The sequence below is a fragment of the Arsenophonus endosymbiont of Crataerina pallida genome (assembly GCF_964020125.1).
Classification (GTDB): Bacteria; Pseudomonadota; Gammaproteobacteria; order Enterobacterales; family Enterobacteriaceae; genus Arsenophonus; species Arsenophonus nilaparvatae.
In genome coordinates this window covers 792,563-816,188 of the sequence record NZ_OZ026540.1, presented here as the reverse complement: position 1 = coordinate 816,188, position 23,626 = coordinate 792,563, and the positions used below count along the sequence as shown (strand labels likewise).

17 protein-coding genes, 3 tRNA genes and 4 pseudogenes are annotated in these 23,626 nt (G+C 37.8%); 12 read left to right on the top strand and 12 right to left on the bottom strand.

What is annotated here, in order from left to right; all coding sequences use genetic code 11:
* Positions 1-23: 23 nt before the first annotated feature.
* Both nudB and aspS read right to left on the bottom strand, forming a co-directional pair.
* Positions 24-461 (bottom strand): dihydroneopterin triphosphate diphosphatase, encoded by a 438-nt coding sequence (nudB, locus tag AACL31_RS04130; protein WP_310510632.1) that lies wholly within the window; start codon positions 459-461, stop codon positions 24-26.
* Positions 462-466: 5 nt separating this feature from the next.
* On the bottom strand, positions 467-2,230 hold the full coding sequence (gene aspS, locus AACL31_RS04125) for an aspartate--tRNA ligase (RefSeq protein ID WP_310512118.1): 1,764 nt from the start codon (positions 2,228-2,230) through the stop codon (positions 467-469).
* Positions 2,231-2,493: 263 nt separating this feature from the next.
* On the opposite strand from aspS, the gene AACL31_RS04120 reads away from it, so the two are divergent.
* The 3 genes from AACL31_RS04120 (at position 2,494) to cmoB (ending at position 4,746) form a co-directional block, all read left to right on the top strand.
* Entirely contained in the window at positions 2,494-2,892 is a 399-nt protein-coding gene (locus tag AACL31_RS04120) for an MAPEG family protein (RefSeq protein ID WP_310512119.1), read from the top strand.
* A gap of 127 nt (positions 2,893-3,019) precedes the next feature.
* Positions 3,020-3,775 (top strand): carboxy-S-adenosyl-L-methionine synthase CmoA, encoded by a 756-nt coding sequence (gene cmoA / locus AACL31_RS04115; protein ID WP_310512120.1) that lies wholly within the window; start codon positions 3,020-3,022, stop codon positions 3,773-3,775.
* On the top strand, positions 3,775-4,746 hold the full coding sequence (gene cmoB / locus AACL31_RS04110; protein WP_310512121.1) for a tRNA 5-methoxyuridine(34)/uridine 5-oxyacetic acid(34) synthase CmoB: 972 nt from the start codon (positions 3,775-3,777) through the stop codon (positions 4,744-4,746). Before cmoA ends, cmoB begins: the two co-directional genes overlap by 1 nt.
* A 41-nt stretch (positions 4,747-4,787) precedes the next feature.
* Here cmoB and cutC read toward each other — a convergent pair.
* Positions 4,788-5,527, bottom strand: a pseudogene (cutC, locus tag AACL31_RS04105) (copper homeostasis protein CutC).
* A gap of 522 nt (positions 5,528-6,049) precedes the next feature.
* On the opposite strand from cutC, the gene argS reads away from it, so the two are divergent.
* Both argS and purR read left to right on the top strand, forming a co-directional pair.
* The gene (gene argS / locus AACL31_RS04100) at positions 6,050-7,798 is read left to right on the top strand and encodes an arginine--tRNA ligase (protein ID WP_310512122.1); all 1,749 of its coding nucleotides are present in this window, start codon (positions 6,050-6,052) and stop codon (positions 7,796-7,798) included.
* A 450-nt stretch (positions 7,799-8,248) separates the two neighbouring features.
* Complete coding sequence (gene purR / locus AACL31_RS04095; RefSeq protein ID WP_310512123.1) at positions 8,249-9,274, top strand: HTH-type transcriptional repressor PurR; 1,026 nt, start codon at positions 8,249-8,251, stop codon at positions 9,272-9,274.
* 19 nt (positions 9,275-9,293) lie between these two features.
* Here purR and punR read toward each other — a convergent pair whose 3' ends face one another.
* Positions 9,294-10,199 carry a DNA-binding transcriptional activator PunR gene (gene punR / locus AACL31_RS04090; protein WP_310512124.1) on the bottom strand — a complete coding sequence of 302 codons (906 nt, stop codon included), beginning with the start codon at positions 10,197-10,199 and terminating at the stop codon, positions 9,294-9,296.
* Positions 10,200-10,319: 120 nt separating this feature from the next.
* Here punR and punC point away from each other — a divergent pair.
* Positions 10,320-11,530, top strand: a pseudogene (punC, locus tag AACL31_RS20905) (purine nucleoside transporter PunC).
* A 190-nt stretch (positions 11,531-11,720) separates the two neighbouring features.
* On the opposite strand, the gene AACL31_RS04075 reads toward punC, so the two are convergent.
* The 4 genes from AACL31_RS04075 to AACL31_RS04060 all read right to left on the bottom strand — a co-directional run bounded on the left by AACL31_RS04075 (position 11,721) and on the right by AACL31_RS04060 (position 15,659).
* The gene (locus tag AACL31_RS04075) at positions 11,721-12,689 is read right to left on the bottom strand and encodes a 3-oxoacyl-[acyl-carrier-protein] synthase III C-terminal domain-containing protein (RefSeq protein ID WP_339053760.1); all 969 of its coding nucleotides are present in this window, start codon (positions 12,687-12,689) and stop codon (positions 11,721-11,723) included.
* On the bottom strand, positions 12,682-13,779 hold the full coding sequence (locus AACL31_RS04070) for a thiamine pyrophosphate-dependent enzyme (protein ID WP_310512128.1): 1,098 nt from the start codon (positions 13,777-13,779) through the stop codon (positions 12,682-12,684). Before AACL31_RS04070 ends, AACL31_RS04075 begins: the two co-directional genes overlap by 8 nt.
* Complete coding sequence (locus AACL31_RS04065) at positions 13,679-14,281, bottom strand: thiamine pyrophosphate-binding protein (RefSeq protein ID WP_339053759.1); 603 nt, start codon at positions 14,279-14,281, stop codon at positions 13,679-13,681. The genes AACL31_RS04070 and AACL31_RS04065 overlap by 101 nt, the downstream gene beginning before the upstream one ends.
* 766 nt (positions 14,282-15,047) lie before the next feature.
* Entirely contained in the window at positions 15,048-15,659 is a 612-nt protein-coding gene (locus tag AACL31_RS04060) for a riboflavin synthase subunit alpha (RefSeq protein ID WP_310512129.1), read from the bottom strand.
* Positions 15,660-15,856: 197 nt separating this feature from the next.
* Between AACL31_RS04060 and AACL31_RS04055 the strand changes: the two are divergent.
* From AACL31_RS04055 to AACL31_RS04045, 3 genes and pseudogenes are all read left to right on the top strand, one after another.
* A pseudogene (locus AACL31_RS04055) lies at positions 15,857-17,232 on the top strand (MATE family efflux transporter).
* Positions 17,233-17,398: 166 nt separating this feature from the next.
* A tRNA-Val gene (locus AACL31_RS04050) sits at positions 17,399-17,475 on the top strand.
* Between the two features lie 25 nt (positions 17,476-17,500).
* Positions 17,501-17,577: transfer RNA gene (locus AACL31_RS04045), tRNA-Val, on the top strand.
* 124 nt (positions 17,578-17,701) lie between these two features.
* Here the strand turns inward: AACL31_RS04045 and murJ are convergent.
* The 3 genes from murJ to rimJ form a co-directional block, all read right to left on the bottom strand.
* The gene (gene murJ, locus AACL31_RS04040) at positions 17,702-19,237 is read right to left on the bottom strand and encodes a murein biosynthesis integral membrane protein MurJ (protein ID WP_310512130.1); all 1,536 of its coding nucleotides are present in this window, start codon (positions 19,235-19,237) and stop codon (positions 17,702-17,704) included.
* A 164-nt stretch (positions 19,238-19,401) separates the two neighbouring features.
* Positions 19,402-20,013 (bottom strand): hypothetical protein, encoded by a 612-nt coding sequence (locus AACL31_RS04035; RefSeq protein ID WP_310512131.1) that lies wholly within the window; start codon positions 20,011-20,013, stop codon positions 19,402-19,404.
* Between the two features lie 130 nt (positions 20,014-20,143).
* Positions 20,144-20,722 (bottom strand): ribosomal protein S5-alanine N-acetyltransferase, encoded by a 579-nt coding sequence (gene rimJ, locus AACL31_RS04030; RefSeq protein WP_310512132.1) that lies wholly within the window; start codon positions 20,720-20,722, stop codon positions 20,144-20,146.
* A gap of 124 nt (positions 20,723-20,846) precedes the next feature.
* Here rimJ and mdtH point away from each other — a divergent pair.
* Positions 20,847-22,049, top strand: a pseudogene (gene mdtH, locus AACL31_RS04025) (multidrug efflux MFS transporter MdtH).
* A gap of 44 nt (positions 22,050-22,093) precedes the next feature.
* On the top strand, positions 22,094-22,654 hold the full coding sequence (locus AACL31_RS04020) for a lipoprotein (protein ID WP_310512133.1): 561 nt from the start codon (positions 22,094-22,096) through the stop codon (positions 22,652-22,654).
* 76 nt (positions 22,655-22,730) lie between these two features.
* Here the strand turns inward: AACL31_RS04020 and AACL31_RS04015 are convergent, their stop codons facing one another.
* Entirely contained in the window at positions 22,731-23,276 is a 546-nt protein-coding gene (locus AACL31_RS04015) for a molecular chaperone (protein ID WP_310512134.1), read from the bottom strand.
* 222 nt (positions 23,277-23,498) lie between these two features.
* Between AACL31_RS04015 and AACL31_RS04010 the strand changes: the two genes are divergently transcribed.
* Positions 23,499-23,588: transfer RNA gene (locus tag AACL31_RS04010), tRNA-Ser, on the top strand.
* The last annotated feature ends 38 nt before the right edge of the window (positions 23,589-23,626 follow it).

Genomic DNA, 23,626 nt, shown 5'->3' with positions numbered 1-23,626 from the left:
CTCCCAAAATACGTCAATAAAAATCATTTTAGAACAAATTGTTCAATCGCCTGACGGTTACTCCATGACTTGGTCAATGCTGCTGCCTGAGCAGCAGGTAACCAACGAAAAGCCAAATGTTCTTTCAATAAAAAATCCTGCTCTTGCGGTAAGGCTAAAGAAAACCAATGCTCTTTGCATTGGGTTATACCCGGAGCATAGCGGTGGCGAAATTTTAAAAAAATATCAAAATAGAGACTGTGTTGCAGATCAACTAACGTCAAATGCTGTTTGATAATATCAATGCCTATCTCTTCTTTAACTTCACGCAATGCCGTCTCTCTGGGTGTTTCGTTATCCTCAAGACTACCGGTAACTGATTGCCAAAAATCAGGATCATCGCGCCGCTGTAGCATCAGTACTTGGCGACTCGATTGCACATAAACTACAACTAATACTGATTCCGGCCGTTTATATTGCATAGTATCTATTTAGTTTTTGGAGCAACAGTTATCGCCAATTCCGCTAATGCGGACGGATTAGCCACACTGGGTGCATCGGTCATCAAACAAGCTGCTGCGGTTGTTTTTGGAAACGCAATCACATCGCGAATATTTTCTGTTCCCGTTAATAACATAACAAGTCTATCTAAACCAAATGCTAAACCGGCATGTGGCGGTGTTCCATATTGTAATGCCTCAAGCAAGAAGCCAAATTTATCTTGCTGATCTGATTGGCTAATATTAAGAATTTCAAAAACAGCTTGTTGCATCTTATTATGGTGGATACGCACTGAGCCGCCACCAACTTCATAACCATTAATGACCATATCATAGGCATTAGCCACGGCCGCTAGAGGATTGGCTTGTAGTTGCTCCGGGGTAAAATCTTTCGGTGCAGTAAAAGGATGATGCATAGCATGAAGCTCACCATTTTCATCCTCTTCAAACATTGGAAAATCAACAATCCATAACGGTTTCCAACTATTATTTTGTGTGATTGCTAAATCACGCCCTACTTTCAACCGTAACGCTCCCATTGCATCATTGATAACATTTTGTTTACCAGCACCAAATAGCAAAATATCACCCGCTTTAGCTTGGGTACGTGCTAACAAATTATCAATCACCGATGGTGGTAAAAACTTAGCTATCGGGCTTTGAATATCTACCTGGCCTTCAGTCAGCGAATTAACCTTCATCCAAGCTAATCCTTTGGCGCCGTAAATAGCAACAAATTCAGTATAACCATCAAGTTGTTTACGCGTTAATGTGGCCCCGCCTGGAACACAAAGTGCAGCCACACGGCCTTTTGGATCATTGGCAGCTTCAGCAAAAACTTTAAATTCAACGGCATTGACCAAATCAGCAATATCAACCAATTCTAAAGGATTTCGTAAGTCTGGTTTATCTGAACCATAACGTTGCATGGCCTCAGCAAAAGTCATTACCGGAAAAGTGCCTAACTCAATACCTTTATTTTCCTGCCACAATTGACGGATCAAACGCTCCATCACTTCACGAACTTGCTCGGCAGTCATAAAAGAGGTTTCTACGTCGATCTGAGTAAATTCAGGCTGGCGATCAGCTCGTAAATCTTCATCACGAAAACATTTTACTATCTGATAATAGCGATCAAAGCCCGACATCATCAATAATTGTTTAAAAAGTTGTGGTGATTGCGGCAGAGCATAAAACTCACCTTTATGAACGCGGCTTGGAACAAGATAATCACGCGCACCTTCTGGTGTTGCTTTGGTCAAAATGGGCGTTTCAATATCAACAAAACCTTCTGCATCCATAAAACGACGCACAAAACTAGTAATGTTGGCTCGCTCTCTTAAGCGCGTTGCCATTTCCGGCCGCCTTAAATCAAGATAACGATATTTTAATCTTATTTCCTCGGAATTTTGTTGATTGCTATCTATCGGTAATGGTTCAGAACGATTAATAATCGTCAATGCTTGTGCAACAATTTCAATCTCACCGGTCGGTATCTCTTTATTGATTTGTTCACGTTCTCGTACCATACCTGTGATCTGGATACAAAATTCGTTGCGTAACTGTGACGCTTGGGTAAAAAGTTCGGCATGATTTTCCTGCACAAAAACAACTTGAACTAAACCTTCGCGATCTCTCATATCGACAAAAATTAATTTACCTAAATTACGCTGGCGGTTAACCCAGCCACAGAGAGTCACTTTTTGGCCAACGTGAGCAACACCTAATTGCCCACAATAATTTGTCCGCATACGATATCCTTTTACTCATCATACAGAGTCGCTTGCACTAGCCGTTTTAGTGCTATCAATTTAAACATAATCAAAAAATATCGCTATTATACAGAAATTTCTACTGGGAAATAAGTACGCCTTATCATATTGGCCAGATAACTTTTAACGTATTCGCAATCTGAAAGCTTTTTACTGATTTAAATACTATATTTATGGTAACTGTTGAAGTTTTGAGATGTATCATTATTTCACTGTTTTGCCTAATAAAATTGGGGAAAAAAATGGTTAGTTCTCTGTACATTGTATTTAGTGCTTTAATATTGTTTAAGTTATCTTTGGAAGTCATTAAACTCAGAACTCAGTATCAAGTTACTTACGGTGATGGTGGTTTTTGTGAATTACAAACAGCATTACGCGTTCAGAGTAATGCGATTGAGTATATTCCTATCTCTATGCTGTTATTATTGATGATGGAGATGGATGGTGCACCCGTTTGGGCTATTCATCTTTGTGGGTCAATTTTTATCATCGCCAGAATTTTTCATTACTTTGGCCTAAAACATAGAGAACGAACTTGGCGCCATTTTGGCCAAATAACGACTTATAGTTCTATGATTTTAATGATCCTGGTTAACATTTATTATTTGCCTTGGATACAAATTTTTTCGTTTGATCTTTAATGCAAGATTTATTTCATTAACATGGTCATCATTATACGCTTTGCCATGTTAATGAGTTTTAATTTATGTCCTAACATAAAATCTGTTAGAATTAATCACCGTTTGCTATTTAATTAATTCACAGGTTATGTCCAGCCAAATTTTAGATAAACAGAAAGACACCTTATTTGCCACTCCTATTGCCAATTTAGGTGATTGGCAATTTGATGAAAAAGTTGCCGAAGTCTTTCCTGATATGATCAAACGTTCTGTTCCTGGCTATTCAAATATTATTACTATGATTGGTATGCTCGCGACACGTTTCGTCACACCCAATAGCACTATTTATGATCTGGGCTGTTCTTTAGGCGCAGCGACATTATCAATTCGTCGTAATATTGAGGCTAAAAATTGTAAAATAATTGCTATTGATAATTCAGCGGCCATGATTGAGCGTTGCCAACGAAATGTTCATGCTTACAAAGCGAATACGCCGGTTGAAATCATTAAAGGCGATATTCTTGATATCAACATACAAAATGCCTCAATGGTGGTATTAAATTTTACCTTACAATTTATTGCGCCAAACGTTCGACAACAATTAATTAACCGGATCTACCAAGGACTAAATCCTGGTGGTGTCTTAGTGTTATCAGAAAAATTTAATTTTAGCGACGAGAAAATTGGCAATTTACTGTTTAATATGCATTATGATTTCAAGCGTGCCAATGGCTATAGTGAATTAGAGATAAGTCAAAAACGCAATATGCTAGAAAATAGCATGTTAACGGACTCGATTAGCAAACATAAATCACGTTTGCTCGCAGCTGGGTTTAATCATTGTGACTTATGGTTTCAATGTTTCAATTTCGGTTCACTACTCGCTATCAAGGAACAAGTTTGATGATAGATTTTGGCCATTTTTATCAACAAATCGCCGTAGGATCACTTAGCCATTGGTTAGAAACGCTGCCATGCCAAATTGAACAATGGAAAAAAACCACTCAACATGGGCAATTTAATTGTTGGCAAAAAATAGTGCAAAATCTGCCCGCTATGACACCCGCTCACTTAGATCTAAAAACCGCAGTAATAGCCAAAAATGAGTTACCACTTTGTTTAAAAGATAAGCAACGGATCACTTTACTGCTAAAAAGCCTAATGCCCTGGCGTAAAGGCCCATTTTCCCTTTACGATATTAATATTGATTGCGAATGGCGTTCGGACTGGAAATGGCAACGTATACTGCCTCATCTGTCACCATTAACAGATAAACAGGTACTTGATGTCGGCTGCGGTAATGGCTATCACATGTGGAGAATGGTTGGTGAAGGCGCAAAAACTGTCATCGGTATTGATCCTACCCAACTATTTTTATGTCAGTTTGAAGCCATACGTAAATTAATTGGCAATAATCAACAAGCACATCTATTGCCTCTAGGTATCGAGCAACTACCGACGCTAGCTGCCTTTGATACTGTATTTTCAATGGGTGTACTTTATCATCGGCGTTCACCGTTAGATCATCTCTATCAGCTAAAAAATCAATTAGTTTCCGGTGGTGAGCTAGTACTGGAAAGTTTAGTTATTGAAGGTGATGAAAACCAATGCTTAATACCTGAAGAACGTTATGCTCAAATGCGTAATGTTTATTTTATTCCCTCAGCCAAAATGCTTAAAATCTGGCTAGAAAAGTGTGGCTTTTGCGATGTGCATATTGTTGATCAAACAGTAACAACCGTACAAGAACAGCGAAAAACAGCCTGGATGGAAACCGAATCATTAGCAAATTTTCTTGACCCAAATAACATGCATTTGACAGTTGAAGGTTATCCGGCTCCTCTACGCGCAACTTTAGTTGCCAAAAAAAGGTAAACTTGACGGTATTGAATACCGTCATTGCACTAAATTTATAATCAGTCATTATTAGCAATCGCTAATAAATTTTTCATTGCTTCCACCACATCACTATCTACACAATAATGAGTAAATTCATCCATCTCCATATTGGGACTCATCGTTACCCCTGCTTTGCGGTAGTTCATAGTCGATGGCATTACTCTCCCAGCAGATGTATGTACTTCCGGTAAACCTGCATCAATAAATTTCTGCAAATTTGACAATTTCACCCCAGCACTCGCCATGATTATCGGCCCATTTGGAGTTTTACTAGATAATGCATTTAATTCTTTCAATAACGGTAAACCACATTCCGCATTCTGCTGCTGGCCTGAGGTTAATATACGGGCAACACCGAGTTCTGTCAGCTGTATATAGGCCTGTTTTGGGCTAATGCACATATCAAACGCACGATGAAAAGTAATCGCCATATCTCCAGATAATGCTTTTAAAATACGCATACGCGGTATATCAATATGCCATATACCACACCAGGAAAACCTAACTGCCTGATAAATTTAACATCATGTTTAATAGTTTCAAACTCACTATCGCTGTAACAAAAATCCCCTCTTCTAGGACGTACAATTGGATGAACGGGGATCTTTATCGTATCTTTAGTCTGTTTTAAACAACCATAACTAGGCGTTAATCCACCTTCAGCTGGACTGGAACAAAGTTCAATACGATCTGCGCCACATTTTTCCGCAATTAGCGCACATTCAGCTCCATAGCAGCAAATTTCCAGGGTTATCATAATACTGCCACCTCTGATTAATTATTGTTATTTCTATTTTTAATTATCAATTAATAAGCATACTATTCTGCAAATAAAATACCCGTTTTTCAAACAGTAATTGAGACAAGTAATTAATTTTAATGGAAAAGGATAATATTTTATTATAAAAGACCATTAACTTTTTATAACAAATTTTCAATATATTTTTAACTTTTCATAAAGATAAATTTTAATCTGGAAAATAAAGAGACTTAACATAGCCCTTTTTTTAAATTAATATTTCTAATCAAAATTGCAATTTTTGCAGCCGTGTAATTTTTTAAAGTTAGATAAATCAAAAATCCTCTATTGTCATTTAGCAAGATGATAAAAAGCGATCCTATCTGATATTATTTTTACAATAGAGTTATCGATCAAATAGTTGATAGTAGCATGTGAATAGCTAATTATGGTATAAAGCCAGCTATTTTTATCACGATCCTCATAGCTGTATCTGACTAAGTTGAATACGACAGCTATCTTCATCATTAAGGTAATCAGGTGAATATTCAGGCTCTTCTTTCAGAAAAAATTAGTAATGCATTAATTGCCGCTGGGGCTCCTAAAGGTAGTGAGGCTCCTAAAGGTAGTGAGGCTCATATCCGCCCTTCAACAAAAGCCCAATTCGGTGATTACCAAGCTAATGGTGTCATGTCTGCAGCTAAAAAAATCGGCATTCCTCCACGTCAATTAGCTGAAAAAATGCTGCCGCTACTAAATCTGGAAAATATTGCCAGTAAAGTTGAAATAGCAGGACCCGGTTTTATTAATATTTTTCTTGATAAGCAATGGATAGCCGAACAAATTGAACTTACCTTGCAACATGAAAAATTGGCAATTAGCACCGTTACGCCACAAACCGTCATTATTGACTATTCCGCTCCCAATGTAGCAAAGCAGATGCATGTTGGTCATTTACGTTCTACTATCATTGGCGATGCTGTTGCTCGTACATTAGAGTTTTTAGGTCATAAAGTAATACGTGCTAACCATATCGGCGATTGGGGTACCCAGTTCGGTATGCTAATTGCGTACTTGGAAAAAGTTCAACAAGAAAATGCTACCGATATGGCTTTAGCTGATCTCGAGACTTTCTATCGTGAAGCTAAAAAACATTATGATGAAGATGAAAATTTTGCTGAACTTGCACGTAATTATGTGGTTAAACTACAATCTGGTGATGAATATTGTCGGAAAATGTGGCGCAAATTGGTCGATATTACCATGGCGCAAAATCAACACACCTATCATCGTTTAAATGTCACACTGACGGAAGACGATGTGATGGGTGAAAGCTTATATAATAATATGCTGCCTGATATTGTCGCTGATTTAACAGCTAAAAAGTTAGCCGTTAAAAGTGATGGCGCTATGGTTGTCTATCTGGATGAATTTAAGAATAAAGACGGTGATGCCATGGGGGTTATCATCCAGAAAAAAGATGGTGGTTATCTTTATACGACAACAGATATTGCCTGCGCTAAATATCGTCATGAAATGTTACACGCTGATCGGGTGTTATATTATATAGATTCACGACAACATCAACATCTAATGCAAGCTTGGGCTATTGTGCGTAAAGCCGGCTATATTCCCGATACAATGTCATTAGAGCATCATATGTTCGGTATGATGCTAGGTAAAGATGGTAAACCGTTTAAAACTCGAGCCGGCGGAACGATCCGGCTCGCCGATTTACTTGATGAGGCAATTGAGCGTGCCAGTGATCTTATCCGGCAAAAAAATCCAGCTATGCCAGAAAACGAGTTACAATTAATTAGTCAGGCGGTGGGTATTGGTGCAGTAAAATATGCCGATCTATCGAAAAATCGTACCACTGATTATATTTTTGACTGGGACAATATGTTAGCGTTTGAAGGTAATACCGCGCCTTATATGCAATATGCTTATACCCGTGTGGCCTCCATTTTTAAACGGGCTAATATTAATCCAACAGCACTAAGCGAGCCGGTGATTTTAGCAAATCAGTATGAACAAGCCTTAGCGACTCGTTTATTACAATTTGAAGAAACAATACTAACCGTTGCTCGCGACGGTTTACCCCATATTATGTGTGCTTACTTATATGATCTGGCAGGTTTATTTTCTAGTTTTTATGAACATTGCCCAATTTTAGGTGCAGGAAATTATGCATCAAAAGAAAGTCGATTAAAACTGGCATTACTGACGCAAAAAACCTTAAAAATTGGTTTAGACACATTAGGGATTGAAACGGTAGAAAAAATGTAATCCCTTATTAGACTATAGGCTGCCAGTAGTGCAGCCTGCTGTCCATGATGCTGCTTAAGACAAAATATTGTAGCGATAAAATGCAGACAGTTAAGCCAATATGATGCTCATAAAATAAAAGAAACAAACGATACGATCATTAATAATGCAACTATCGCAGTACATAAACCATATTTAAAATCGGTATCCATAACCTCACCTCACTATTCTCACTGTCTTAGTCATAAATTAATTAATGAAAAATCATTAAATGTCATAATATCATACAACAATAAAAGCTATTTTCTATTATATCATCTAGTAAAGATTGATTAATACTTTTGTTTTTACTGCAAATCAGACAAAATGATCAGTTTACTGATAACTTAATTATCTATTTTTATAGATCAATAACAGTAATTTTTAAACAATAGTAAAGGAATTGGGAATGGTTCAGGAGTCTTTATAATCATGGCAACAATTAAGGATGTGGCAAAGCTTGCGGGTGTCTCAACTACCACCGTATCACATGTAATTAACAATACCCGTTTTGTCGCCGAAGAGACAAAAACGATCGTCAGGACAGCCATTAAAACACTTAATTACTCTCCCAGTGCCGTTGCTCGTAGTTTGAAAGTTAATCATACTAAATCCATTGGCTTATTAGCCACATCTAATGAAGCCCCTTACTTTGCAGAAGTCATTGAATCAGTCGAAAACAACTGTTTTAGCCAAGGATATACATTGATCCTGTGCAATTCGCACAACAACCTAAATAAGCAACAAGCCTATTTACAAATGTTAGCGCAAAAACGGGTTGATGGTTTACTTGTCATGTGCTCAGAATACCCTAACCAACTACTCCAGATGTTAGAGGAATACCGCAATATTCCAATGGTGGTGATGGATTGGGGACAAGCCCATGGTGATTTTACCGATGTCATCATTGATAATGCAGTTTATGGTGGCTATCTTGCCGGGCGTTATCTTATCGAACAAGGTCATCGTGATTTAGGTATTATCTCTGGACCATTAAAACGCAATACCGGCAATGGCCGGCGGCAAGGTTTTCTCAATGCCATGAAGGAAGCTAACATCCAGCCACATAACAAATGGATTGTCGAGGGTGATTTCGAACCCGCTTCCGGCTACGAAGCAATGAAACAAATATTAAGTCACCAACAAAAACCGACTGCCATTTTCTGTGGCGGTGATATTATGGCGATGGGGGCTATCAGCGCTGCGAATGAATTAGGAATTCGAGTGCCACAAGATATATCTATTATTGGCTACGACAATGTGCGTAATGCGCGTTTTTTTACCCCAGCATTAACTACCATTCATCAGCCCAAAGAACGTTTAGGTCAAATGGCCCTTACCATGCTGCTTGATCGCATTATTAATAAACGCCAAGATGCGCAAACGATTGAAATACACCCAGAGCTTATTGAACGTCGTTCAGTTGTCGATGGTCCATTTATTGACTACCGAAGATGATCCCTGGATTTAAACGCTATCAATCAGTTAACCATTCGGCATTGAGTGTTTCGCTATTACCTAAATAATCCAGTAGCCAACTCAATGTCGGGGAACGTTTTTCTTCATTCCATATGATACAGCACGGACTATCAGGTAAGGGTTGCTTAATCTGCAATGTCTTTAATTCATTTTTGCGGCAAAGTTGCTCTACCCGATGTTTAGGCGCAAATCCTAAACATAATCCATTTTTTAAGCATGCTAAACCACTTTCCCAATCTGGCACAATAAGCCTTTTTTGGTTATCTAATGCCCAAGTATCTCGTTTTGGTAAGTAGCGAGAAGTATCTTCTAAACATAAACTGGGATAGAGACGTAATTGTTGATCGCTAATTAGCCCGCTTATGTGTGCTAAAGGATGATTTATACTGACAACACATGACCAGGGCATAAATCCCATATCGCGGAAACTATATCTATCGCCAATCGGTGACGCACGGGTTGCACCAATTGCTATATCCACTCGGCCATCGACTAACGCCTCCCATACACCATTATAAACTTCCTGCTGAATAAAAAGTTCGATATCAGAAAAATGGCGATAAAAATCTAATATTAATTGCAATATCCTATCTGGTTTAACTACCCGATCAATGGCAATACTAAATTGTCCATGCCAGCCATTTGCAATTTGTTGACACTGATGACGAGTTTCACGCATTGTTTTAATAATATTACGCGCATTTTTAACGAAGAATTTACCAGCATCAGTAAGTACAACATCACGATAACGCCGTTCAAATAAAGGAACCGCCAACCACTCTTCCAGTTGTTTTACGGTATAACTGACCGCAGAGGGAACTCTATGTAACTCGGTGGCAGCTGCACTAAAACTGCCCGTTCTCTCAACGGCATCAATCACTTCCAGGGAATACTCTAACCACATAGCCCTTCACCTATCAAAATATTTGATAACAATATGCAAATAATAACGCTTCACAACAAAAATTCATCTCTTATACAATAAATAGCGATGTTAGATATTATTTAATTTATTGATACCAATATGAATAAAAATAACCCCAATCAAGCCAATTTTGGCTTTATGCTTTATCTTGCTGGTTTAAGTATGCTTGGCTTTTTGGCCATTGATATGTACTTACCGGCTTTTAGTATAATGCAACAGCAACTCAACACCTCAGCAAATACCATTAGTGCAAGTCTTAGCCTATTTTTATGTGGCTTTGCCTTTGCGCAACTTAGTTGGGGGCCGCTTTCCGACCGTATTGGTAGAAAACCGGTTTTATTAATTGGCTTGTCTCTATTTATTATTAGTTGTCTGGCAACACTGTGGATCACTAACGACACACAATTACTTATTTTGCGATTTATTCAAGGTGTTGGTGTTTGCTCAACCGCAGTAATTTGGCAAGCTTTGGTCATCGATCGTTTTAGCGGTCAATATGCTAAACGGGTCTTTGCTACCATCATGCCTTTAGTTGCACTGTCGCCGGCATTAGCTCCCCTGTTAGGTGCCTGGCTTCTAACTGGTAACAACTGGCAAATGATATTTTTTGCCTTAGCTATCATTGGGATATTGCTTTTTCTGGCCACAATTTTGTTACAGGAAAAAAATATTCTGAAAAAACTGACAAAATAAAATCCACCACCACATTTATCACCTTTCTACATTCTGCTATTTTTAGCGGTAATGTATTAATTTATGCTGCCTGTAGCGCCGGTTTTTTTGCCTGGCTAACGGGATCTCCCTTTATTTTAACTCAAATGGGATATGATCCGCAGGATATAGGCATCAGTTATGTACCACAAACTATCGCTTTTATGTTCGGTGGCTATGGTGAGCGTTATTTAATAGCCAAAATAAAAAACCAAATCTTGCTACCAATTATTCTTATCGGTTATGAAATAAGTGTATTTGTCATTTTTATCCTTGCTATCTATTCACAACCTAATTTATTTGCTCTATTACTGCCTTTCTGTTGTATGACGGCGATGAACGGAGCTTGCTATCCTATTGTGGTATCAAATGCATTAAGTGTCTTTCCTCAAGACAGTGGTAAAGCCACCGCTTTACAAAATACTCTCCAGCTTGGTTTATGTTTTGCCGCAAGTCTGGCAGTATCTAGCCTCATTGCCAATCCTTTATTAGCAACAAGCGGTGTTATGGTTGCCACTATTATTCCTCTGTTAATTGGTTACTGGCTGCAAAATAGAAAAGCTTCAATTAATACCAAGTCGGGAGCCTTCGAACAGTAAGAAAAATTTTTAAACAAACCCATGTGAGAATCTCTGACGTCAACTGACAGCGTATATTCTAGTCATGGGTAAAATTTTATTCATTGATCAAATGGGAAAGTCCAACTTTCCCATTTCAACGAAGATTGGTCGGCTTAAAATTACAATATCATCCATCTTAATTTATAAAACAAAATATTAAGCCGTTATTTTAAACTGAGATAAAATCAATAGCGGTAGGAATTTCCCTCCAACTCAATAGGAAAGAAGTTGATGTGGATGAGGGCCCAAATCCGAACAGAATAATCAAATCATCAGGAAAAACATCTGAACTCGTATTCAATTCTATCAGTGCGAAAAAATTTTGCGCGGGCCCCAAGCTGCCATATTTATCAAATAGGGTTAAAATTTTATCTTCACTTACCTGAAGGACTTTTGCTGCTACCTCAGCGACCCAAGATGTTGGATCATAAATGTGAAAATATCGAATATCACTAATATCTTTACCAACATCTCGACATATTTGATTGCAGCTATTAAAAATTGTTTTAGGCAGTTTAGAAAATATAGATCTGCCAGGTTCGTTTATATATTCGACATGATTATCAATAAATATTAAGGGATCATAATCATAGGTTTGAATTGTCTTACTATGGACAAGGGAAATACCTGAGTCGTAACCAAGTATAGCGCAGGCAGCACCATCGCTTAGTAAAGAACTTACTGGGTCTTCAGCAGAAAACCAATGAGCATAATTACAGGCAGCGAGTACTGCTACTTGCCTACACTTTGCATTAGAAAACTGGCTCCAACCTAACTCAAGTGCAGTCATTCCACCAGACGTGCCCAAATTGACAGGAATAACCGGACAAACAATATTTAACTCCCGAACAATAGCAATAACTTCTTCATACAGGATGTTCCCAGGCCAAACCAGATTAATAATAATACAATCGAGCTGATTGATATTCATATTCACCTGGTCTAGAGCTTTAGATAAGCAATTTACCATTAATTTAGTCACCGCGCCCTTCTCATCCAGTCGCCATAAACTACGTTTACCAGGTAAATAATTGTCATTTGTTGAAAATATTGTCTTTTTATTATTTTCTCTCAATATGTTTAGCTGCTGATTTGGTAATGCGCCAGCACAGGAAATTAACGAAATATTATTAATCATTTATAAATCCTTTAATCGTTTCATTCCTATCTTTAAGCGGGGGAACCGCATTTTTATCAATTCTGACATCAATTACTGCTGGGTTTCTATTTTTGATCGCCTCAACAATAGCATCCTCTAATTGTCGAAAATTATTGGCCTGATAGCCATCTGCCCCTAACGCACGACCAAACAAGGCAAAATCAGTCACTGGTATATCACAATCGAGTGGGTCGCTATTTAACATTTCCAGCCCTTGAGGGCACATATTATAGCTGCTGTCATTCATCACCAACCAAATGGCAGGAAGATGATAGTGCACTGCTGTGCTGACTTCATTTGCCATTAACATAGCACCATCACCAATAATCCCAATCGCACACTCTTTAAAACCAGCTGCAATACCAACTAATCCACAGGCATAATGCCCCATAGCCCCAAATGCAGTTCCTAGCCGATAACGCCCAGATTGGGAAAATTTCAGGTAGTGACTTGCCCAACAAAATGAGTTTCCAGCCTCAGCAGCTATGTAACAGTTATTCTTATTAATTGCGACACGCTGAATAATATTCATAACCGCTAATGGATGGATAACTTTATCAGAATCATTATTATCTTTAATAATATAATCAACAAATTCAACCATCAGCGCTGGGTATTGAACAGCTGGTTTATGAATCACCTTATTCTGAAGTGCACTAAGCAAAGTTTCAGTAAAGCATTGAATGTCACTTTTAAAAACAATCGCATTAGAAGGAAGGTTATTTCTTACTTTATCTGCCTCCAGACCAATATAAAATAAATCTATATTGCTAAAATTTTTTTGTAAATAAAATGAACTGAATTCTCCGAGACGCGTCCCCATAATTACGACCACATAGCGAGAGCTATCACCAGTTATCTGCTTAGCTATTTCTTTACTAATAGAACCTATCCCAGTTGTTCCTATGGAGGCCAGGCTATATTCGGAAATGATACCTTTGCCTCTCGGCGTTGTTATAACAGCAGAGTTAGTCAGTTGGATAATTTTTTGGATATTGCTCCCTGCATACCTGGCTCCAAATGAGATATAACTCAATAAAGGAATTAATACGTGTATTGCTCCCTGCATACCTGGCTCCAAAGCCTAGCCAGAATAAAGATTTTTTTGCTAATAAAAGTTCTATAAGCATAGAAAAATCCGCAGAAGAAACTAAGTTGGTAAGATTAGCCGGAGCTGGAAAATTAGCTAATATACGTTTTTCTATGGTTAATGTTTGTACCACTGGCATTAAAAAAACACCGATAATAAAATGTTTATTTGATGAAATTAGTTTCTGAATATCATTTCTAGCTTGTAAATACTCATCTTCATTCTTGATAGCAAATACTTTATCTAAATATCCTTGCCCATCATCTTGTACGAGGGTACTCACGTTTAACGCCGTTGTTTCCTGCAAACTCCATAATGCATCATGATATTCTGTGGTAATCACTGAGATAAAGATTACTCTGGCTCCATCAAGCTTTGCCGTTTTTAACCCTGTCAATGCATTACTTATTACCGGGCCTGCTGTCGCAAAAGATATAGATATTTTATTATGACAAAGACTATATTCTGAAGCGCAAAACACGCTACCCGCCTCGGTGCGGCAATGTATAACATTTATTTTTTTTTGATCTAGTAAGCTCTTGCCATATCGGCACTATAAAACCGCCAGATATCCCAAATGCTAAATCAACACCTAAAAACTCGATTAACTCTACCAAATCACGGGCAATTGTTATCTTCATTGTAACCTCTAATAATTTGAATAGATTAAAATGTTCACGCTAGAACTCAAAATTACGATAAAACCACACCACTTTGGTATCCGTTGCTGAATGCGTTCACGTTACCTTTTTGAATTCTTGTTTTTCTATTGGTCACACTATTGTCATTAGCGTTGCTTATGGTTTTCTATCTCAATGATAAATTTTATTGATTTTTTTGCATTAGCTTGCTGAATGAGCGAATTTACAATTATTATCAATTAGTTATAGAGAAAATGAAATAGCAGTTATTTGACAATTTCATTCAATAGCTCAGTCATACTTCTTCTATAAAGACGCTTTTGAATGAGCAATAGCCTAAGCTAGGAAAGGAAAGATAAAACAATTAGCCAACTTGTCTTGGCGAGCCATTTTGAGTGAAGCGATTTGATGTTTATCGAAGAGCTTATTTGCAGATATCACTTAGTTACAGATAAGTAAATTAGACATAGGAAACCACTTTTGACATTAACGCTTTTCTAATAAGAAGAAACCTTGGTCGATTGTTTATCAAATCCTGTTTCTTCTTTTAGCTATTACTTAACCTAATTAAAATAGCGTGACGACTATTTAAAATACGCTCTATGATTATATTTTTTGGGCCATCACTCGCTCAACAGTATCAACTACCGCTTGGGTATGGGCATCAATTTCAATATTAACCTTTTCTCTAAGACGCTTTTCTGCAATTGTGGTGCGTGCAATGGTTTCCGGGATCAGATGGACACAAAAACGATTATTGACCACATCTCCTACAGTTAAGCTAATTCCATCAACGCCGATAAAGCCCTTATGCAAAATATATTTCATTAATTGTTTATCATGCACATAAAACCAAATTTGGAGATTATTTTCAGCTTTAAAAATTTTGGCTACTTCGGCAGTAGTAATGATGTGACCCGACATAACATGGCCACCAATTTCATCACCATATTTTGCTGATCTTTCTAAATTAATCATATCGCCTAATTTTAAACTGCCTAAGTTTGTCAGTCGCAAAGTCTCCTTCATTAAATCAAAACTCACCTTATCGCCATCAATATGGGTAACAGTTAAACAGCATCCATTATTAGCAACAGAAGCACCTGTTTCTAAATCTGCGAGTAATTCAGTGGGAAATTGGACAGTATAAGTACGAAAATTAACGCTATCTTCCACCGCAACTAGTGTTCCTTTTCCTTTCACAATGCCTGTATACATATATTGAGTTCCCAATTTTAATAAAAGATTAAAACTCATTCTACGCTAGTTATGCTAGATAAGCACTCTAGAAACAATAAATATGGCAGCTTTCTATCTATTTATAGCTATAACTTCACCAAATCGATACAATAAGCAAATTTTTAAGGGTTCAATTCTTTTCGTTTTCTATTCATTTTCAATAAGGTATATGGTGGGTGAATAAATATTTTAAAGAGGCACACAGCCTATTAGCATTAGGTATTCCAATTATTCTTGCTCAATTCTCACAAACCGCAATGGGTTTTGTCGATACAGTAATGGCAGGCAAAGTCAGTGAAATAGATATGTCAGCCGTTGCGGTAGGAACGTCTATCTGGTTACCTGCTATTTTGTTTGGCCACGGCTTATTAATGGCTTTAACACCAGTGGTAGCGCAATTAAATGGTTCAGGCCGACGTCAAGTTATCGGCAATCATATACAACAAGACTTATGGCTAGCTTTCTTTTTATCACTTTTGGTCATGGCTGTTATTTATAATGCTCACCATATTATAAATAATATGCCTAATATTGATCCTGAACTGGCAAATAAAGCGGTGCGGTTTCTGCGTGCTATTATGTGGGGAGCACCAGGTTATCTTTTTTATCAAGTTTTACGTAGTCAGTGCGATGGGTTATCTAAAACAAAACCCGGCATGTTTATTGGTTTCCTTGGTTTATTTATTAACATACCTATCAACTATATTTTTATCTATGGCCATTTTGGGGCACCGGCTCTTGGTGGCGTCGGTTGTGGGGTAGCCACTGCCTCGGTATATTGGGCTATGTTTCTTTTGATGCGCTAGTATATACGCCATACTCCTTCACAACGTGATATCCGTGCTAATATAAACAGTTTGCATTATCTGACTTCTCTTTATTAAAGCGCCTGTTCGCGTTAGGTTTACCTATTGGTCTAGCCTATTTCTTCGAAGTCACTCTGTTTGCTATTGTCGCCTTACTAGTCGCGCCATTAGGTATTATCGCTGTCGCAGGACACCAGGTAGCATTAAATTTTAGTTCATTAATGTTTATGTTTCCTATTTCTCTTGGTATCGCAGCAACGATCCGGGTCGGTTATAATTTAGGTAGCTCTTCAACGGAAAAGGCAAAAATATCCGCCTATGCCAGCATTATGATAGGTTTAACGGTAGCTTGCTGCACCGCAATTGTGACAGTGTCACTTAGAGAGCAGATCGCATTAATGTATAATCGCAATCCGGAAGTCGTCCTATTGGCTTCACAATTGATGTTATTCGCTGCTATCTATCAGATTTCCGATGCTATTCAAGTCATTGGCGCCGGTATATTACGCGGTTATAAAGATACCCGTTCAATTTTCTTTATCACTTTCATTGCTTACTGGCTGCTCGGCCTACCAACAGGTTATCTACTTGGTTTAACTGACTTTATTGTGCCGCATCTGGGACCAAAAGGTTTTTGGATCGGTTTTATTATTGGCTTAACGGCATCAGCTATCATGATACTTTCTCGCATATTATGGCTTCAACGCCAGCCAAACGAATTTGTATTACGACATTCCACTCGATAGCTATGTTGTCAAACGGGTATAAGGTATAAAAAATGAAAAATTGCGCTTTTATGCTAAATAGCATTAAATACGAGCAGTTAGACGTAAAATTGCATTTTTTCCCTTGCCAGAATGGCAACTGCCCGTTAATATTCGTTTCCACATTATCGCCATAGCAATTTTTATTGCGTCCGTAGCTCAGTTGGTTAGAGCACCACCTTGACATGGTGGGGGTCGGTGGTTCGAATCCACTCGGACGCACCAATTGTTAGCGATATTTCTATCTAGTGCGTCCGTAGCTCAGTTGGTTAGAGCACCACCTTGACATGGTGGGGGTCGGTGGTTCGAGTCCACTCGGACGCACCAATTCTGTTTATTCCCAATACCGTTTTCAAATTGTAAAGTCAGCCAGCCTGCTTCGATTGGTAATGAAAAAGCGCGGTTACGCTTTTTCATCCAACAAATGATCAATTAACCAGATTTATTTGTATTAAATAGCCCGCTGTGAAAAATCTCGCAAACGAAAACCAAAAATAAACAACGCAGCAAAGTAACTCATTGCACCGGCAAAAACCACCAGTAACAACCGCGTGATCCGCATCAGCATATTTCCCTGCTCCCATGGCGGCATAAAATTTAATAGCAACAACAATACCGCTACCATAACAATTAAAGCGGCGATTAACTTAAGCAAAAATTTTCCCCAACCAGCTAAGGGAGAAAAAATTGCCTGGCGACGTAACTGCCAATACAGCATCAAAGCATTAAAGCATGCCGCTAAGCCAATTGATAAGGCCAATCCTGCATGTTTGAGCGAACCAATAAAGGCAAGGTTCATTAATTGTGTCAAAATTAAGGTAATAATCGCGATTTTAACCGGTGTTTTAATATCTTGTCTCGAATAGAACCCTGGCGCTAATACCTTAACGACAATTAACCCCATTAAGCCGACACAGTAAGCAATTAATGCCCGTTGAGTCATTACCGCATCGTAGGCGGTAAAATTGCCATACTGAAAAAGCGACACTGTCAACGGTTCGGCTAGAATAGCCAGCGCAATCGCACATGGTAGCGCTAATAAAAAGCAAAGCCGTAACCCCCAGTCCATTAGGCGCTGATATTCTTTATGATCACCGGTTGAAAAACTCTTCGCCAGAGAAGGTAATAAGATAGTACCAAGTGCCACTCCTAAAACACCGGTAGGGAGCTCCATCAATCGGTCAGCATAATACATCCACGAGACAGAGCCTGATTGTAAAAATGAGGCCAAAATAGTATTAATAATTAATGAAATCTGGCTTACAGAAACACCAATAATCGCCGGCCCCATTAACTTCAATACTCGCCACACACCGCTATTGCGAAAAGAGATACGCGGTAAAACTAACATGCCAATTTTTTGTAAATAAGGTAATTGATACAGCAACTGTAAAATACCACCGGCAAAAACTCCCCACCCTAACGCTATAATAGGTGGTTCACAATATGGCGCCAACAACAGTACTGATATAATCATACTGATATTAAGTAAAGTAGGCGCAAAAGCAGGAACAGAAAAACGGTTCCAAGTATTTAAAATAGCACCAGCCAACGATACTAAAGAGATCAATAAAATATAAGGAAAAGTGATTCTCAATAAACGAACGGTTAAATCAAATTTATCCGGTGTATCAGTAAAACCGGGGGCCGTAATATAAATAATCCATGGTGCCGCTAATATTCCTGCCAATGTAACGATGGCCAAAATTAATGTTAATAAACTGGAAACATACGCAATGAAAGTGCGAGTAGCCTCATCACCTTGCTGGTTTTTATATTCTGCTAAGATAGGGACAAATGCTTGGGAAAATGCGCCTTCGGCAAAAATTCGGCGCAAAAGATTTGGTAATCGAAAAGCAACAAAAAAAGCGTCTGTCGCCGCTCCAGCACCAAAAAAACGCGCGATAATCGCATCACGAATAAATCCTAAGATGCGGGAAAACATAGTCATAGAGCTTATCGCTGCTAACGATTTTAGTAAATTCATGCAATATCTTTATTAATGATGGCCATAATAGATTGATAAAGTGTATCAGCGACCTGTGAGCATGACCGTGAATTAGAATAACTATTTTTACCAAAGCAAAGCGATGTAGCTTAGATTTTCCAACGATATTTTAATTACCCGTTAGACAAAGTGAGTCTGGTAAATTATGCTTTCGGCTCTGAGATTGATTCTCTTCGAAACATGTATTTATCATCCGATTGGCGCGTTGTATCTGATATATTCCAGTATTGAAGGGTCTGTGGTTTACTAATGTTTAAAATATCACAAATTAGCATTATCATATTATTAAAATCATTTTTATTACCAACAAAGACATCAGGAAATATTTTTAGAATTTCATTGATTTTATCAAACTCCATTTCTAATGCATTTGCGTTAAAAAACATTTGCTTATAAGATGGTTCAATAATTTCAGCTTGATCCTTACTTAAAACAAAAAAGTGTTCTTTTGTTGGGCTAACTTTTTCATAATAATTATTATTAATATGTTTTAATACTTCATCGCAACATTCACCACAATAACCTTTTCTACTTTCCAGCAATATTTTTTCTTCATATGGATTTTGCTGGTAATAATTAAAACCAAACATTTCGTTGTTTTTTACAATGATATCATTTAATCGAGCTTTTACCTTATTGTTTAACATTTCTGCCAGAACATTGTTCGTATGTATATCTAAATGGCAGTAAAACAAATCTTCAATACGACCAATTTTAGTAACAAACGGTTGATGATTCGTGACTTGTCCTATCATATTAATGCCTTCTTTAAAGATAAAAAATAGTAAGCAAATTATGATTAACAAGTAAAATTTAATATATTAAAAGTAAGTCTAAATCTGTTGATTTTTGTCCACTTAGTATTCTGTTTTTATATAAAATAATTCAACTCTGATTATTTTTTGTAATTAGTGACATTAAAATATGATCCTGCCATTCACCATTAATTTGTAAATAAGCTTTTGCATATCCCTCTGGCTTAAAACCTATCTTTTTCAGTAAATTACCACTGCGATGATTATGCGGCATATAATTTGCCATAATTCTATGCATCTGCTGCTGTTCTTGCATAAAATGAATCGTTGGCATTAATGCTTCATACATCAAGCCCTTTCCTTGCCACATTTCACTGATTGAATAACCCAGATAACAAGCTTTAAAAGCCCCTCTAATAATATTACTGAAATTAATTACACCAATAACTTCAGTTTGCCGTTTATCTAATAATATAAAATGAAAAGCACTTTTACGACGATGCATTTCTGCCATAATATGCAAACGTTTACTCCAGGCAGCAGGCTGATAATAACTGCTATCACGAATAGGCTCCCATGGCTTTAAAAAATTTTCATTCCGGCAATAATAATCAGCCAGACGATAAGCATCGGTTTCACAAGCTAACCGTAGGAGCAAACGTCCAGTAACAGAATAACATTCAGGCTTTCTGGTTCGATATCCAAACATCGCGGCCAACTCCAGAATATTGGGTGCTGAATATAAATATATTTTGTTTTTACAATAGTAAGTATATCTAATTTACTAGTATTATATTTACAAAATATCACTGTATGATGCCAAATGGTGTTCAATGTCTCCGGTAACGCAAGCGCGAAACCTCGGTAAATATTTTCTTTTACTCGATAATATGTTAGTCGTGTTGGGTTTTTTTGTCGTCTTTCCACTGATATCGATCCACTTTGTTGAGCAATTAGGTTGGCCTGGCTTGGTGGTTGGTTTTGCCCTTGCCCTTAGACAATTATTTCAACAAGGTTTAGGCATTTTTGGCGGTGCTATAGCCGATCGTTTCGGCGCTAAGCCAATGATAGTGCTAGGCATGTTATTACGTGCTATCGGTTTCGCCTTAATGGCCATGGGCTACCGTTCCATGGATTTTGTGGCTATCTTGCATTCTGTCAGCCTTAGGCGGGACTTTATTTGATCCTCCTCGTACCGCCTTAGTCATTAAACTGACCAAACCACATGAACGAGGTCGTTTTTATTCATTATTATTAATGCAAGATAGTGCCGGCGCTGTTCTCGGAGCCCTGCTCGGTGGCTGGCTTTTACTGTATGATTTTCAGTTTGTTTGTTGGGCAGGTACGATAATTTTCATTATCGCAGCCATTTCAAACGCCTGGCTGTTGCCTGCTTACCGTATCTCGGCTAGCCGGATATCGATTCGTACCGGGATGGGTAAAGTTTTTCGCGATCAACGTTTTTTAAAATATGTGCTTACTCTGACTGGCTATTTTATTTTATACGTACAAGTTATGTTAATGTTTCCGATTGTCGTTAATGAGATAGCCGGCTCACCGACAGCTATTAAATGGATGTATGCCATTGAAGCCATTATCTCTTTAACTTTACTTTATCCCATCGCCCGTTGGAGTGAAAAGCATTTTCGCGTCGAACAACGGTTAATGACCGGTTTACTTCTGATGAGCCTGGCCATGCTTCCTATTGGTTTTACCCATTCACTGACGCTACTTTTTGCCCTGATTAGTCTGTTTTATTTAGGTACCATCACTGCTGAGCCAGCACGTGAAACATTGAGCGCATCACTGGCAGATCCTCATGCTCGCGGTAGTTATATGGGTTTTAGCCGATTAGGCCATGCCTTAGGTGGTACAATAGGCTTTATCGGTGGTGGGTGGCTATATGATATCGGACATCGGTGGGGTTTACCGGCTCTACCTTGGCATCTGTTAACCATAATAGGATTATTAAACTTAGGGCTTTGCACCAACAATTTAATCAGCAGAAAGAAACTATCATTTATAACGATAAATAGTTGTGTACAATCTTGCTATCAAAATTATAGGAGAAAAACAAAACATGAAGCACTTTTTTGTCGGAGCACTATTGTTACTATCTGGAGTGATAGCCGGATGCGATCAATTAACAGAATTCAGTATTAGTGAAGATACCATTAATAACTATCTCAGCAAACATACCCACTATAGTAAAAAAATAGGTATTGCCGGACTTGCTGATGCTAGTATCGATCTAGCCAATCTTGCTACTCAAATAGGTCGGACTGAACCGAATAAAATTACCTTAACGGGAGTAGCTAAAATTAAGCTTGAAACACTATTAGGTTCAACACATGCAGAAGTCTCTTTAGCTATCACTTCACTGCCCTATTTTGACGTAGCTACCGGTGCTATCTATTTAAAAGAATTGACAATCTCTGATCAAAAAATTACACCGGAAAAAATGGCCAGTACAATTACCACAATACTGCCGATTGTTAATAACTCCTTAAAAGCCTATTTTGAAAAAAATCCTATCTATTTATTGCAACCAGAAAAAAGTAAAGCAGAAGCATTGGCCAAGAAAATCGCTAAAGGACTTGAAGTCAAACCGGGTAAGTTAGTTATTCCATTAGTAGAATAAATAACTTAGTAGTCAATAGGAAATAACAGGCGCTATGTACTCGCCTGTTAGATTTAAAGAATAAGTTACAGCGTCACTAATTTTCAGCCAGCTCCTCGCGCAATGCAACTAAAGCTTCACGCGTTATCATAACGAGAGTAGGATAAAAATCACTCACTGCATGGGTTTCAACTTGGCTAAAAAATGATTCACTCGCAGGTAAAATAAACTGATCAAATAATTGAATTTGTGTTAATAGCGGATCCTGCGCTGCATTATCTTCCAACCAAGATGCTGCCAATAATAAAGCCGCAAAATGATCAACTTTTTCCGCTGATAATGGTATTCCATTTGCCACTAAAAATTCATTAACTACCGTTGCTGATATTTCACTATATTGACTAATGCCGTTAGCAATAGCTGAGGTAGGATCAAGAAACAATTGCTTAAAATCTTTAATTACTAACGCTAAATCCTGGCTACTAGCGGCTAATTGCGTTAATAATTCATCTTGTTCTAAAGGCCAAGATAATTTCAATTGATTTTGACTAATCAATTCAAATAAAGGTTTAGTAATAGGATCCTCTGGGGAACGATTAAATAATGTTCCTAGTATTCGGCAAATCACGGAAAATTCATTCATTATTTTTTCCAACTTATGCTATGCATTTAATAATTTTACTTATTAGTAAGGACAATAAAACCTTGGCGGTAATATCGAATATATTTTCAACAAATTGTTCTTTATTTATCTTGTTAACTGCAAAAAAAGACAAAAGTTGCAATATATTATTGACGGTTAGTCTGCTTTTTCCTATAGTAGCGCCCCATCATTCTAGTATCCTACTATATTAAAATGATAACCGGTGAGGTGTCCGAGTGGCTGAAGGAGCACGCCTGGAAAGTGTGTATACGTGAAAACGTATCGAGGGTTCGAATCCCTCCCTCACCGCCATATAAAATATCTGCCAACAACCTATTTTAGTTCCCTCC